This is a genomic window from Pseudomonas sp. WSY_20 (assembly GCF_043104335.1).
Taxonomy (GTDB): domain Bacteria; phylum Pseudomonadota; class Gammaproteobacteria; order Pseudomonadales; family Pseudomonadaceae; genus Aquipseudomonas; species Aquipseudomonas parafulva_B.
Window position 1 is genome coordinate 15,492 of the sequence record NZ_JBICKP010000041.1, and the last position, 13,090, is coordinate 28,581.

At 56.4% G+C, this 13,090-nt stretch carries 12 protein-coding genes; 3 read left to right on the forward strand and 9 right to left on the reverse strand.

The features are described from left to right. Positions 1-6 precede the first annotated feature (6 nt). The 5 genes from ACF8E5_RS10825 to ACF8E5_RS10845 all read right to left on the reverse strand — a co-directional run bounded on the left by ACF8E5_RS10825 (position 7) and on the right by ACF8E5_RS10845 (position 5,781). Positions 7-1,209, reverse strand: a complete 1,203-nt coding sequence (locus ACF8E5_RS10825; protein ID WP_196185886.1) for a hypothetical protein — start codon at positions 1,207-1,209, stop codon at positions 7-9. Positions 1,210-1,217: 8 nt separating this feature from the next. Continuing rightward, on the reverse strand, positions 1,218-2,069 hold the full coding sequence (locus ACF8E5_RS10830) for an SH3 domain-containing protein (RefSeq protein WP_196185885.1): 852 nt from the start codon (positions 2,067-2,069) through the stop codon (positions 1,218-1,220). 24 nt (positions 2,070-2,093) lie between these two features. Then, entirely contained in the window at positions 2,094-3,362 is a 1,269-nt protein-coding gene (locus tag ACF8E5_RS10835; RefSeq protein WP_196185884.1) for a hypothetical protein, read from the reverse strand. 601 nt (positions 3,363-3,963) lie between these two features. Further along, positions 3,964-5,151, reverse strand: coding sequence for a GNAT family N-acetyltransferase (locus ACF8E5_RS10840; protein ID WP_197844479.1), 1,188 nt, complete (start codon positions 5,149-5,151; stop codon positions 3,964-3,966). A 96-nt stretch (positions 5,152-5,247) separates the two neighbouring features. Further along, the gene (locus ACF8E5_RS10845) at positions 5,248-5,781 is read right to left on the reverse strand and encodes a hypothetical protein (protein ID WP_196185882.1); all 534 of its coding nucleotides are present in this window, start codon (positions 5,779-5,781) and stop codon (positions 5,248-5,250) included. A gap of 324 nt (positions 5,782-6,105) precedes the next feature. Here ACF8E5_RS10845 and ACF8E5_RS10850 point away from each other — a divergent pair, with 324 nt between their 5' ends. From ACF8E5_RS10850 to ACF8E5_RS10860, 3 genes are all read left to right on the forward strand, one after another. After that, on the forward strand, positions 6,106-7,194 hold the full coding sequence (locus tag ACF8E5_RS10850; protein WP_196185881.1) for a lysozyme inhibitor LprI family protein: 1,089 nt from the start codon (positions 6,106-6,108) through the stop codon (positions 7,192-7,194). Between the two features lie 206 nt (positions 7,195-7,400). Next, a complete protein-coding gene (locus ACF8E5_RS10855) occupies positions 7,401-7,949 on the forward strand; it encodes a DUF1523 family protein (protein ID WP_197844493.1) in 549 nt (182 codons plus the stop codon). Positions 7,950-8,054: 105 nt separating this feature from the next. Then, entirely contained in the window at positions 8,055-9,323 is a 1,269-nt protein-coding gene (locus ACF8E5_RS10860; protein WP_392475262.1) for a VWA domain-containing protein, read from the forward strand. A gap of 42 nt (positions 9,324-9,365) precedes the next feature. Here the strand turns inward: ACF8E5_RS10860 and ACF8E5_RS10865 are convergent, their stop codons facing one another. The 4 genes from ACF8E5_RS10865 to ACF8E5_RS10880 form a co-directional block, all read right to left on the reverse strand. Continuing rightward, positions 9,366-10,550, reverse strand: a complete 1,185-nt coding sequence (locus tag ACF8E5_RS10865) for a DUF4236 domain-containing protein (protein ID WP_196185878.1) — start codon at positions 10,548-10,550, stop codon at positions 9,366-9,368. Between the two features lie 113 nt (positions 10,551-10,663). Next, positions 10,664-11,719, reverse strand: coding sequence for a hypothetical protein (locus tag ACF8E5_RS10870; RefSeq protein WP_196185877.1), 1,056 nt, complete (start codon positions 11,717-11,719; stop codon positions 10,664-10,666). A gap of 118 nt (positions 11,720-11,837) precedes the next feature. Further along, on the reverse strand, positions 11,838-12,416 hold the full coding sequence (locus ACF8E5_RS10875; protein ID WP_196185876.1) for a TerD family protein: 579 nt from the start codon (positions 12,414-12,416) through the stop codon (positions 11,838-11,840). 69 nt (positions 12,417-12,485) lie between these two features. Further along, the gene (locus tag ACF8E5_RS10880) at positions 12,486-13,061 is read right to left on the reverse strand and encodes a TerD family protein (protein WP_014753722.1); all 576 of its coding nucleotides are present in this window, start codon (positions 13,059-13,061) and stop codon (positions 12,486-12,488) included. Positions 13,062-13,090 lie beyond the last annotated feature (29 nt).

Genomic DNA, 13,090 nt, shown 5'->3' on the forward strand with positions numbered 1-13,090 from the left:
GATGCCTTATTGGATTTGTGCGGAAGCGTTCTTCCAGGCGTTCAGGTGCTGCTGGGATACATTAGGGGTCCATCTGAAATCGATTCCAGCATCGGGAAACTCCCGGCCTAGCACCGCGCCAAATGAAACGCGCTCCGCGCAGCTCGCCTGCTTACAAGGCTCCGGCTCCTCGGCCGAGTAGATCTTGAATGTCGGGACGGCTTTAGCACCCACGAGTGGAGCGACCGGGGTCAGGTTCGCTGCCTGCAGGACGTACCATCCATTCCCGAGCTTCCGATCGGACTTCAAGCGGCCTGGGCCTGGGAAGTCGATTTGATAGTAATCACCTTCATGGCCAGTCACGTGAACCATCATCGGGCTGGCTCTCATTGAACTGCCCGGGTCCATCATGGCCAACGGGGAGCTAAATCGAGCCCTGATCCCTGCAAGCTGTGCCAGCGCCTCACTCTCGTGCCCGCTGGTCTCCTTCAGGCTGGCCTTGAGCTGCTCGTAACGCGCTAGCACCCGAGTGTGCAGGTTTGCCATGCGCTCCATCTGGCGTCGTGCTTCCTGAGCCCGTTCTTCCCCGTCCTCGACTTGTGCGAGCTGGGTGTTACTGAGCACAACCGACCGGTAGCCGTCGATAGCCACAGCATCGACAACCGCCGCGGGGATTGTGTCCCCTGTCACAGTTGCCAGCTCATCTTGTGCCCGGGCCGGTACCGGCTCTGTTGCAACACTCTGTGTTGTTGCCTCCGCCTTTGGGGAATTCACCCCTTCAGTCGACGCTTTAGTGCCAGCCGTTGTTTGAGTTCCAGCTGCGGCTTCAGGTACCACTGTTGAGGCGGCCGAGGAGAGAGCTGTGGTAGGGCCATCTTGGCGTAGTTGGGGTTGCGCCAAGGAAACGATACCCAGGTTCGCAGCGTTACCAAAACCGCTCGCATATGGCTTGCCAGATGCGTCGACGGCTTTCCACGTTACTTTAGCCGCCGGGCAATCTTTCCCGAGGACGACCGGTAGCACAGAAACCAAACGCTCAAGAGTTTGTTGGTTGTCCCACGAGGCCCTCGAGATGGTTAGTTCAATGTCCGGTTTACACCAGGTATCCGCGGTACCAGGGACCTCAACCATGACCTGGTCTTTCTTCGAAAATGCCAACTCGTGAGATAGGGCATCCGGCACAAGACCGAATGCTCCAACCACAGCCAGCGCGAGAGCGCTATATTTCATCGCTGTCCTTAGATCAGTTCCCAAGTGCCGTTGTTCTGCTTGCAGAAGGTGCTCTGCTGCTGCTCAGGCTGGCCACTTGCGGACTTTAGGCTCACAGTCACCGGACGGCAGGATGTTTCTGCCGCGATCTGCTGGGTCTGCAGAGTCTGGATAGAGTCCAGGTCGAATGCCTGGGTCTCTTTGCTCGCTTTCACGTCCATATCGTCCAGGTGGGCAGCTGGTGCCGCCCGCTGAGCTACGGCCTGCTCTTTCGGCTGTACGTAGGACTTGTGCACGTATCCGACAGTGACACCTTTCCGACCAACCAAAACCCAATCACCCGTGGAGCCTACCGCGGTGAACTCTGTGCTCGGAGCAAGTCCGCCGACCTTTCCAGCCTTCAAATTCGGGGCGGATCGTACATTCACGCTCGACTTGGTCACGTAAGGCTCGTTGATCAATCGCATCGAGGGTACGGCCTGAACCGTAGGGGCGCGCTTGACCTCGACGACTTTGGTCTGGGTGAACTCCTTGCCCTGCACAATTTCAGCAGTCGCCCCAGAATGGTCCGACGCCCAGGTGGTGGGTCGGTTGGGGGCTACAGGTTGGTTGAGGATTTCCTGGGTACGCAGCGCCAAGGCTTGCTGGTCCTTTTCATCGAGACTGGCGCCGATACGGTTACCAAGGTAGCTGCCGAGGCTGCCGGCAATGATGATTGCCACAATCTTGCCGGTGCCCTTACCCATTGCCGCCCCAGCGACAGCGCCAGCCAGGCCGCCGATGATCGTACCGGCCTGCTGTTTGTTGATTCCCAGTTGAGCGCACCCGGTCGTGCTAGCGATGGCGATAGCCAAGCAAGTGGCGACAAACTTCTTACGCACGTTGAAACTCCTTTTTACGAACAGTCACTCTGCTTTAAGCAGTGGCTTGGTGAGGTTGTAGAGCATTGCTTCAGCAGTCATTGCCCAATGAAAAACACCCGCAACCAAAGTGGGGCCGCGATCGATGCTGCGGAAGGCCTTCTTGTACCCTTCAGATTGCACCAGGGCATTGCCGGCCATTAGGGGGATAACCACGATTGCAGCGATGGAGACGGTACGCAGCAGCCACTGGCGGCCTCGAATCAGTCCTCGCCGCTCGCAGGCGGACAGGATCAGGCCAACCAGGTTGAGTGCTCCCAGAAAGAGTCCGCTCAACAGCGACCAGGGGACGAACCACATGTTTTTGAGCACATTCAATCCTTGCTCACCGCGGATGTCGGTGTGTGCAACATCGGTGGCCATGTTGCGGGCGATCTGCGGAAGGTACTTCTCGAATTGCTCGCGACTGGCAAGCACATTCATCCCCTTCACGTAAATTGGCCCTAGCGCTTGACTCGCCATGTACAGGACCTCAGGAGACTGAGCGACCTGCGGCCGACTACGCAGGCCTGGCTTGATCGCCTGGGCGTATTCAGCAACTGTTGGCTCAAACCCGAGGTCTTCGCCAGGCTTGGGCAGCCGGATGGGTTTCCACTCACTATTGCCTATGCCAGTAGCACGGAGTGCTTCTAGCTGAGCATACGCGCGGATGACATCCAGAGTGGTTGGTACCACTTCAGCTTGGAGGCGCTCGTAGAGCGCATCGCCGTTGCGGCGCGTGTAACCTTTGAAAACGGCCTCAGCAAATGCTGGGAAATTCCCGTCGATCTTCTCTACATAGGTCCCCTGCGCACTCATCAAAATCCCGAGGTTTGCAATGAATGCCTTGCCCTCGCCGTGCTCCCGGTAATCCTGATAGGGAAGCCCTGGGATTTGAATGGAATCGTAGAGCAGTCCCTTTTTAGTGACATAGGCGTAGAGGCTGGATACCCGAAGGGTGTGAGGGAATTTCTCAGCGATGAGATCTGGCGCCTCACCCTGAACCCACCATGTTGCAGGAGCGGCCACCAATGTCATTGCTCCCACGCTGTGCCAGAGGTACTTTTCTCCGCCCCAGCGGTGATGAGCCCAGATGCACACTCGCCAACCAGTCAGGCAGACGGTTACTGACGCCAGGATCTGGCTGTATATTTCGAGATCCTGCAGTTTCTTCAGCGGTATGTCCGCGCCGGCGACGTTTAGGAGCTCAGCGTTAAAAAGAAGGCCTGCTAGCAAACAGACAGCGTTGAGGCACGCGAGCAAAACTAGGAGCATCCAACGGTTCCTTGTCAGTGTTGGTGTATAGAAACGGCACCTGCAGCTCCGAAAGCCTGAAGCTACGCATTACCCAAAAGCAGTGTGCCGAATCAGGTGAGAATTAAGCGTTATCTCTGAACCTAACTGCCGATCTTCGGATTTCAAGAGGTTCCTACCCTGCAGTAAAAGCTCTCAGGCTGTCCACGACAATATCATAATGACTTCACAGCAGTGATGGGTCTGAATTACGGCCCTATGAGCGTGTCCGTCTTCGATAGCACACACGCTGCTCTGCATCATCCAGAGCCAGGACGGCGTCGAACTTCCCTAACGGGATGAGAAATGGGATGCCTTCAGGGTACGCCACGTGCGCTAGGCCGGCTGTTACGTTCTAACGCGACAAGTAACCCTCGCTGCGGTCTTAAAAGAGACCCGGAGGATACCGGCTTCAGGGCGTGTGTCATCCCAAAGTGGGCGTACAGAATTGGGTCGCGCTGTTTAGGGACTGCGGACGCACGGCCTATCCCGCCTTAGGCGGGCTTGCTACTCAGGAGGACGGACAATTTGCGGCGCAAAATGTCCGTTCGACTACACAAAGGCGGCGCGGCGCATGATGAGCTTACTCAGGAGGCAGAGCGGCTTTTTGCGATTGGGTACCGTGCTTTCGGACGAAGGCCTGCATTGCTGGCGAAAGCGGCCGCTCTATGTCGAAGTCACCATAGGCTTGCAGGAACGATGGCCACCTTGCCTCGAGAAGGCCGGCGCGCCTGTATTTTGGTGCTACCCATATCCATTGCAAGGACCACTCAGGCCCCTCAACGGCGCCGTCGCGGCGCATGAATCCGCATGCACCCGCAATCGTACCCATGTCGTATGCAGCAAAGAGCCATCCCTGCCAATCCTCCCCTGCACGCCTAGTCGAGGAACCATCCCACTGTACAAAGTCGTACTTGAACTCGCGCTTGAACTCAAAAGCTCGATCGCAGACTGCACCGTGCATCCAGAAGGGGGAGTCCTGATCAACGAGTTCCCCAGCCCGACCGAGGTTGGTCAATCGCTCTGCAAATTGCTCATCTGGCTGGGGATCAATCATCTGCTTCTTACGACTGTGCACCTCACTATGGATGCGAGTCTCCTGCGAGTTGTTCGTGTAGTACGAATGACCGCAGTACTCGCATACCGTGTGCTCCTGAGGCTCTGGCTTCCGATACCTTGGGCCCAGGACTTCAAGCCAGACTACGACGTCACCGTCCCATTTCATGGTGAAACGGTATCCTGCTTCGTCTTGGTGGGTCGTCTCGGTCCACATAGGGTGTATCGGCCCTTGAGCTGCATTCAGCACAGTGCGGCGGCGGCCGGCGTAGTGATCATAAAGGACTATTTCAAGCTCATTGCTTGTGAGCACCTCTCTGCCCTCAAGTGCCTTTGTCAGTTCTCGAACGAGCCGAGAGGGGTCTACTTGAAGGCCGAGTCGCTCCAAACCAATGATCAGGGCCGTTGCGTCGAATGCAGTGAGGGCTTGAGTGAGGGTGATATCGTCTTCAGGATCGACCGGGCGGCGGCCAACAGACTGCTGAGCAATTCCAAAAGGCATGAGCAAGTCTTCGAAAATGTATTCGATGATTGCTAAGGCTCGCGTCTCAGTTGTAATAAGGTAGTCGCCAATGTCCAAGTTCTTGGCTACACCCTCCTTCAGAACCTCACGCTCAAATCTCGTCAGCCCCTCACCACGAGGTGAGGCTTTGCGCTCTTCAACAAGGATCTCGCAGAGCTTGGTAAGCGTTTCGCTAGATACGTTGGTGGCCATGGTCTACCTAAACTAAATGGTGCCCCGCTTCTTGGAAGCCGGAGGGTGTACAGACCTTCGTGAAAATCACCTTGATCACGAGGTGCAATTCATGAGCTACGGTTGGCTAGGCTCAGTGCTGTGCATAGTGCCAAACGATCTGACTGCATTTCGGCTCACCCTTCGAATGACCTGCTTGGGCAAAAAACGCACGCCGCGGCGCTGCATCTCCAAGCTCACGCTCATCTCTCCAGCCATTTTTTGGAGTTTGGCTCTATCCTCAAGCCGTGCGGTTCGTGTCACTTCTGCAAGTAGTCGCATGGCATGGACCAGCCCTCTCGCTTTGCGAGCTTCCGAAATGGTCGCAACAGCCGGAGGTGCGGCCCGAAGATCGATGCCTGAGAAGAGGTCAGCCACCAAATCTAAGCGTGGATCATCAGCCTCCTCAAGAAACCTCAACGCCGGCGGACTGAAGCGGAAGGAAAACTGATCCCCGTCGCTCCAGTACTCGATCAGGATCGGAGCCCGACTCATAAAACCATCATGGGTGACATTGACTGTCTCAGACGACAAGTACGCAGCGTGCTTGTGAATAGCTTCATCAGACAGGGTGCCGTTTGGGCTGCCCTTCAATTCAGGTTGAAATCTCATTTGTCGCCTTACGCCGGATAAGTGGGGTCACCTGGTCTGCAGGTCTTTCATCAACCATGAGTGCGTGTGCAGGCGGCAGATCAATTGCCGCCCAGTCGGCCCATTTTAACCGCATGCCCAGGCGGGGACCGCCTAGCGTGGGTCGAAATGCATGCTCACGGCACACAAACCCAAGCCCTGTAGCCAACTCGGCTGGTTCGAGGCTCGAAGACAGTTTCTAAGGCAATAAATTGTAGTGACAAAATGCCACGATGGCTCTTTACTACGTCGCCCGCCAGCCAATAGATGGAGGGTCAGGAAAAGCTGTCTTCAAAGGAGTTCAGAATGCTTACAAAGGGCGCAATCGCACTGGCTATGGGTTTGATCGCAGGAAGCGCTTCAGCAGCAAGCTTCGACTGCACGAAAGCGTCGGGCTTTGCAGAGACTGAGATTTGCCGAGATGGCTACCTATCCGGAGTGGATGTAGTTCTCGATCGTACATACAAGAAGGCCGTCGCTGCCTCCTCAAACCCAGAGGGGCTCCGCCAATCGCAAAGGGAGTGGCTCCAAACCCGAAATCAATGCCAAGACCAGAAGTGCCTGGATAAGGCGCTTGGGACTCGAATTCAGGAACTGGAACGTATCGCAAGTGCCGAGCGCGTAAAAGCAATGCAGGCGCGAGACGAACAGGATGCGGCACAACGTAGAGCTGTGGAGGCCGAGCGCGAAAGGCAAGCCACCGCGCTGGCTAATCAGCAACGCCAGGCAGCACTAGCGACACAGCGCACACCCTCCCCAACGGCATCTTCCACGCAGGCAATACACCCGACTAGCGCCCACGCCCAGCAAGCACAGAATCCCGTGGCTTCGTGGTTCATCAATGGGCCTGGCTGGAAATACACCCTGGTGCTGGGGTTACTCCTCTCCATCTGGGCTGTTGTGCGCCACCATAGCGGGTCTGCAACCATCTACAGCGACTACACAGATGCTTTGATCACGAACCTACTACCTGCGCTCGGGATCGCTACAGGCGCGATTTGTCGCTGGCTTGAAATGCCAGGCGTCGTATCCGCTATCGCTGTGGTAGCTGGTTTCGTCCTCTCGATTGCCTACGCGATTTACTCGACTGCGAAGAACAACAGGGGTGGCTTAAGCATCTTCCTGACCTTGGTGGCGAAGCTGACTCTGATTTCAGTCTTCTATGTCGTCATCGGGTTGCTGATTGCCTCGCTGTTCAACGGTGGTGCGCGTCGTAAGGGCGAATCCCAGGCAAGAGCCGATGCCCGCAATCGACGTGAGCGAAAGGCAACCATGGCATTGATCACGGCTCTCTCTGCGGCATACACCGCCCTCACTGCATGGGTGTGCCGTAACCCTAAGTTCGCCCCTGTTAGCGAATGCCTGGAATTCAACCGAGTCCCTGCTCTGACATAAGCCCCCCTATTCCGTGCGCCACCAGGCGCACGCGACTTGCCCAGAAGGGTCAGCTGAGCATCATGGCGGGTGGAAGAATGCTAGGCCCACCCGCCCCGATATGGCAGCATCAATACTCGCCGGCCTGAAGCGGTTTGCAACAACTCTGCAGCGCAGGTGCCTCACTTTCCCTGCATATTGCCAATTTCAAAAGAGTGATCACTTTGATGCCCTGGGTAAAACGTTCGCTTGGAATCCTCAGCTTGGTGCTGGTTACGGCAATCGGTTTATGCCTCCACTTCTACTTACCGCGCCATGAGGTCGTTCATGTGACTGGTGTCGAGGTGAAGCGCATGGATGCAGATGGCGTGATCAGCGCTGAGAACCCGGCTGATGGTCCAACCCGAGATGTCTATTTCATCAACACTGTTTCAACCGACGCAAATCGTGAGGTAGCGGTCTATCGAAATGAGGATACCGGTTGGGGATTCCCGTGGTACTTCAAATTCGATAGCGCCGACCTGCAGGCTAAGGCCCAGGACTACTCGCGTGACGCGAACCAGCTCGCGGTCATCAGGTATTACGGCTGGCGCTTCCAGATCTTCTCGATGTTCCCAAACATCACCGACATCAAGGCCACAACCAGCAACATCGAGCCTTTCCCAATTTTCGTTACCCTCTTTTTCGGCGGGCTGCTCATTCTTGTGCTTGTGATCACCCTCCTCGTCCGCCGAAAGCTGCGCGCCCGGCATAGGCCAATGGTCCCGAACCAGTAGGCTTTACCTTCGCCGTTATTCCCCCGGACGTTAAGCTGTGTTGGGCACCGCCAGGGCGCTGTCCTGGCTTCTCAACCGCCGGATCTGACTTCTCAAGGACGCAGTATGCAAATCACACAGGGCCAGCGCCTGCCGCTGTCCAGCATAGGTATTTCTGACCGCCTCACGGTTGCGGTCTCCATTCAGTCAAGCAATGTGATCGACGTAGCCTGTTTCGGGCTTGATCAGCAATCGAAGCTGTCCGACGACCGCTTCATGGTGTTCTTCAACCAAACCTCCGCACCTGGTGATGCCATCCGGCTGATTGGACAAGGCCAGTTCGAAATCAACCTGGGCGCATTGCCGGCAACGATCGATCGATTGGTATTCACCGCGGCGATTGACGGTCCGGGTGCCATGAAAGACATCTCGTCCAGTCGCTTCGTTGTGAGTGGCCCTGATGCACCAAGCGCAGCCACGTGCGAGTTTGACGGGGGCACGTTCACCGTCGAGAAGGCGATCATGGTTGTCGACATTTACCGCAAGGGTGGCGAGTGGCGCATGCTTGCCAACCTGCAGGGCTTCAAAGAAGGCTTGAGCGCGCTTGTGCGCCACTTCGGCGGTGAGGTGAGCGATGAACCCGCGACCGCGCCTCCAGCACCTGCTACGCCGCCTCTTGTCCAGGCAACGGTATCTCTCGAGAAAAAGGTCGCAGCCCAAGCGCCAGCATTACTCAGCCTGGCAAAAAAAGCTCAGATCAGCCTGGAGAAAAACAACCTCACCAAGGTGAGAGCGAAGCTAGGCTTCGTGCTCGATGTGAGTGGTTCTATGAATGGCCAGTACAGCCGAGGCAGAGTGCAAGAGGCCATGAACCGGCTGATGCCAATCGCCGTAGCCTTCGATGATGACGGCGAGCTGGATGTTTTTGGGTTTGGGGCAAAACCAGTTCAGCTCTCGCCAGCCACTCTATCCAACTACAGCGACTACATCGACACTGAGCAAGGCGGTTGGCGGAAGTGGGATGTGGGCCAGCGCGTAAATGACGAACCACGCGCGATGAGGATGGTTATAGATTTCTATAACCGCTTGGGTGGATCAGAACCGGTCTACATCATTTTCCTCAGCGACGGCGGCGTGCACAAAAACCGTGAGATCACCCAGCTGATGATGGAGGCCTCAGGCAGTCCGTTCTTCTGGCAATTTGTAGGCTTAGGCGGCAACGGTTACGGCATCCTGGAGCGCCTTGACGATATGCCCGGCCGCGTTGTCGACAACTGTAGCTTCTTCGCTATGGATGACCTCCACGATCTCACCGAAGAAGCTCTGTACGAAAAATTGATGGAAGAATTCCCAGGATGGCTGATCGAGGCGCGTGCCAAAGGGATCATCACCTAGTAAGTGCTTGAAAGCTGCGGCACCACGGTGCCGCAGTTAATCTCAGCCCAAATACTTAAGGTCGAACGGTTGGATCTCCCGGAAACGCGCAGAACGGTCCAAGTCGACCCGAGCACCCCAGCTATTCAGCGCGCCGACAGGATCTATGTGCTCAATGCGGCCAAAGTCCAAAAGGTCCCAGTCTTCCCGTCGCACGACTACAGACAAGATATACGGCTCCTCTAGGCGACCGGTCGCGGGGTCATTACGCTGAACATACCCTGACACCAGGCAGCGATTGATTGCCGGCAGCAGCGCGAATACCTCGCCAACGACCCTGAACAAAGAGCCGTAACACAATCCCACAAAGTCCCGTCGCACCTGGGCATCACTTCGTGTCTTGAAGGTGAGTTTTCCATTGCCTTTTGCCTCGGCAGTACGCCGCGGGGTATCACCCTCGTCAGGTAGATCCACATCCAATGCTATCCCGGCTGCATCGTAGGTGAACTGATAGGCAACATTCGTTTCCTTGGGCCAGGCTATGCCGCTCAGCACGTAATCAAGCGCTTTCTCCATATGAGCACTGAATCCCTTCGCAGCCAGGCGAAAGGTCTTCTCAGCTTCCGAGCGCTCATTGTCATGCGCGTCACGGGCTGCCTCCCACTCCGATAGATCCTGCTGGTAGATCTGCTCGTTGGTGAGGCGGTCAGCCTCTAGCTTGCCAGACCTGAACAACCTATCAACGAAGCTAGGCTCAACTGACGTCGGCGCCGTCGGAATCGGCATCGAAAAAGGAGGCGGTAATGCCGGCATAGTACCCGGCCGAGGGGTGCCTACGTGGACGTTCAAGCAATCATTGAGATCCTGGTTCAAACTCTCTGCAGCTTTTGTGAGCAGCGCTTCAATCTCTGCAGCCTGTTCGCTCTTAACGCGCCTCACAACTCCTGCAGGAACCGGACTTCCTGCCTCATCGACAATCAATAGCGTACCGTCATCCTGCACGCTGATCTTGATCGGCCCTGAATAGCCCGCTGAACCGGAGGAGTTGGATGGGGAATGACGTGCACCATCCAAACGCTGGCGGTAGGACAACCCGGTCCCGGGTAGGCCAGCGTTTAGAAACGTGCCATTACGTCCCATTGTCATGCTTAGGCCCCTCGGACCAACTGAAGCGGACAATCCGCTGGGGGAGATATTAAGCCTTACGCCCGGCACAATCGTGATCCGCTTACTAAACCTCCACCCCATAGCCTTTTCCTTGACTCATGATTATAGAACTGGGCGCTAACCGCCATTGCACCTCTGGCACGCATGACGGCAGATACGAAGGTCTGAACGTGCGCCCGATTGAGAACTAGCGTTTAAGCGCCTGGGAGCTCGATGAACTTCTCACCACTCCACTGGAAGCGCTGAGCGTATGGCTGCGTCGGGCAGCAACGTGGATCATCATCTCCCTGAACAAGGGCGTCGATGAAGATGGTGCGACTGCCGACATCGCGCGCCTCACGAACGGCTCCACTAATTGCAGCATCGCCACCTTGAGCCTGCCAACCCTCTGGCGCGTGGTAGAACGCTGCGAGGGTGTGATAGGCAGACTGTGAGCCGCCTGAGCCTTCGATGGTATAGAGCACTGCGGCATCCAACTCACCGTCACCATTCAGGTCCACCTGAATGATTTGGCGACCTTCTGGGTACTCTACACCGCCGTCGGTATCGAGCCCCGCGATGTACGCATTGATAGCCCCAGTCAAGTCAGGGAACGACTGGGCTGCAACAGTAGATTGAGCCATCACGACTGCGGGTGGGGTGGCAATTGGGTTATTCAATTGCGGCTCGGCCGGACCTGCTGCCAAGGTATCAGCGCCGGCATTCGGCTCCGGCTCGACAGAGCTCGGGCTACCTTTGCCGTTCACGGCATCGGCAATCATTTGGTAACTCCGAAGTGCCTGATCGTCTGGCTTCAGACCAACCTTCTTCGCACGAACAGAAAACTCCTTTTGGATCTCGCCCAAAGCCCGTCCCATGTCCTCAGGGTTGAAGGTCATCACAAATCCTTTAGGAGACATCGGTTGCGAGTCACCGAAGAAGATACGCGCAAAAATGTTCGGTCGCATGTCCTCAAGGGCGTCGATGCCGGCGTCAACAAACTCGTCCGCGACATCCTTGTACAGCGACCATCCTTCATCGCCGAAAAGCTTGGTGATGTTCTCTTTGGCCACGTCATTTTTGAAGTCGGTTAGCTCCAGGGCTTTCTGGTTAAAGTCGATCGTTTGGCTCCTGCAGCTATACGTGTCATTACCGAAGCAGTTCTGCCTTAACTCGTTGAGTGCCAGGGAAAGACGTACGTCATTCGCTGCCTGGCCGCAGCCGGCCAGCATGGTGACCACAGCACTGGAAACCAAGATTCTCTCAATCACTTGAAACTCCGCAATCCATGCGCATCACGTGTGCGCGCAAAGCTAGGTGGTCAGAACGAACCACCTGACAAAAAAAAGCCCCTGCCGTGTTAGCAGGGGCTTTTCCTACAGGCTCGAATTAGCCGATGGAAACGCCATGGGCTTCAGCCAGTGGCTTCAGGCCGCCAGCGAAACCTTGACCGATCGCCTTGAACTTGAACTCGTCGTTGTGACGGTACAGCTCACCGAAGATCATCGCGGTTTCAGTCGAAGCGTCTTCGCTCAGGTCGTAGCGCGCCAGCTCTTTACCGTCTGCCTTGTTAACGACGCGGATGTAGGCGTTGCCCACCTGACCGAAGCTCTGCTTGCGTCCTTCGGCTTCGTGGATGGTGACCGCGAAAACCAGTTTTTTGACGTCTGCAGCCAGGCCGGTCAGCTTGATGTTGACCTGCTCGTCGTCGCCTTCACCAGCGCCGGAGCGGTTGTCGCCCAAGTGCTCAACAGAACCGTCTTGCGAGGTTTTGTTGTTGTAGAAGATGAAGCTGTTGTCGTTCAGGACTTTGCCATTTTCACCGGTGATGAAGATGGATGCATCGAGGTCAAACTCGGTACCGTCGGTTACACGAGGGTCCCAGCCCAGGCCAACGACCACTTCGGACAGGCCAGGAGCTTCTTTAGAAAGCGATACGTTGGAGCCTTTGGTCAGCGAGACAGCCATTGGATAATCCCTTGAAAATAGATGGAGTGGTCTTTAGCACCGTGTGGTGCTAACGACGGATAACGGACCTTAGAAATTCAGGCCGTACGAGTTGGCAAGAGCCTTCAGGCCGCCGGCGTAGCCTTGGCCAACGGCGCGGAATTTCCACTCGCCGTTGTTACGGTACAGCTCAGCGAAGATCATCGCGGTTTCAGTCGAAGCATCTTCGGCCAGGTCGTAACGAACGACCTCAGCACCAGTCACATCGTTGGCGATACGGATGAACGAACCGCCGACCTGACCGAAGTTCTGCTTGCGAACATCGGCGTCATGGATGGTAACGGTGAACGCGATCTTGTCGATGTCCGCTGGCACGCGGCTCAGGTCGACCTTCAGTACTTCGTCATCGCCGTCGCCAGCGCCAGTACGGTTGTCGCCGGTGTGCTCGATCGAACCGTCTTGGCTCTTCAGCTGGTTGTAGAAGATGAAGTCTGCTTCACCGCGAACCTTGCCATTGGCAGCCAGCAGGAATGCACTGGCGTCGAGGTCGAACTCGGTGCCATCGGTCGAACGCGGGTCCCAGCCCAGGCCGACGATGATCTTGGTCAGCGACGGGTCAGTTTTGGTCAGGGACAGGTTGCCGCCTTTCTGCAGGGTCAAAGCCATTTCTTAAACTCCTTGTTAGGGTACGAGTG

Bases quoted from the DNA above. Each gene is read 5' to 3' on its own strand.
- ACF8E5_RS10825 (WP_196185886.1), bottom strand. From the start codon at position 1,209: ATGAAATATAGCGCTCTCGCGCTGGCTGTGGTTGGAGCATTCGGTCTT.
- ACF8E5_RS10835 (WP_196185884.1), bottom strand. From the start codon at position 3,362: ATGCTCCTAGTTTTGCTCGCGTGCCTCAACGCTGTCTGTTTGCTAGCA.
- ACF8E5_RS10840 (WP_197844479.1), bottom strand. From the start codon at position 5,151: ATGGCCACCAACGTATCTAGCGAAACGCTTACCAAGCTCTGCGAGATC.
- ACF8E5_RS10845 (WP_196185882.1), bottom strand. From the start codon at position 5,781: ATGAGATTTCAACCTGAATTGAAGGGCAGCCCAAACGGCACCCTGTCT.
- ACF8E5_RS10850 (WP_196185881.1), top strand. From the start codon at position 6,106: ATGCTTACAAAGGGCGCAATCGCACTGGCTATGGGTTTGATCGCAGGA.
- ACF8E5_RS10855 (WP_197844493.1), top strand. From the start codon at position 7,401: ATGCCCTGGGTAAAACGTTCGCTTGGAATCCTCAGCTTGGTGCTGGTT.
- ACF8E5_RS10860 (WP_392475262.1), top strand. From the start codon at position 8,055: ATGCAAATCACACAGGGCCAGCGCCTGCCGCTGTCCAGCATAGGTATT.
- ACF8E5_RS10865 (WP_196185878.1), bottom strand. From the start codon at position 10,550: ATGGGGTGGAGGTTTAGTAAGCGGATCACGATTGTGCCGGGCGTAAGG.
- ACF8E5_RS10875 (WP_196185876.1), bottom strand. From the start codon at position 12,416: ATGGCTGTCTCGCTGACCAAAGGCTCCAACGTATCGCTTTCTAAAGAA.
- ACF8E5_RS10880 (WP_014753722.1), bottom strand. From the start codon at position 13,061: ATGGCTTTGACCCTGCAGAAAGGCGGCAACCTGTCCCTGACCAAAACT.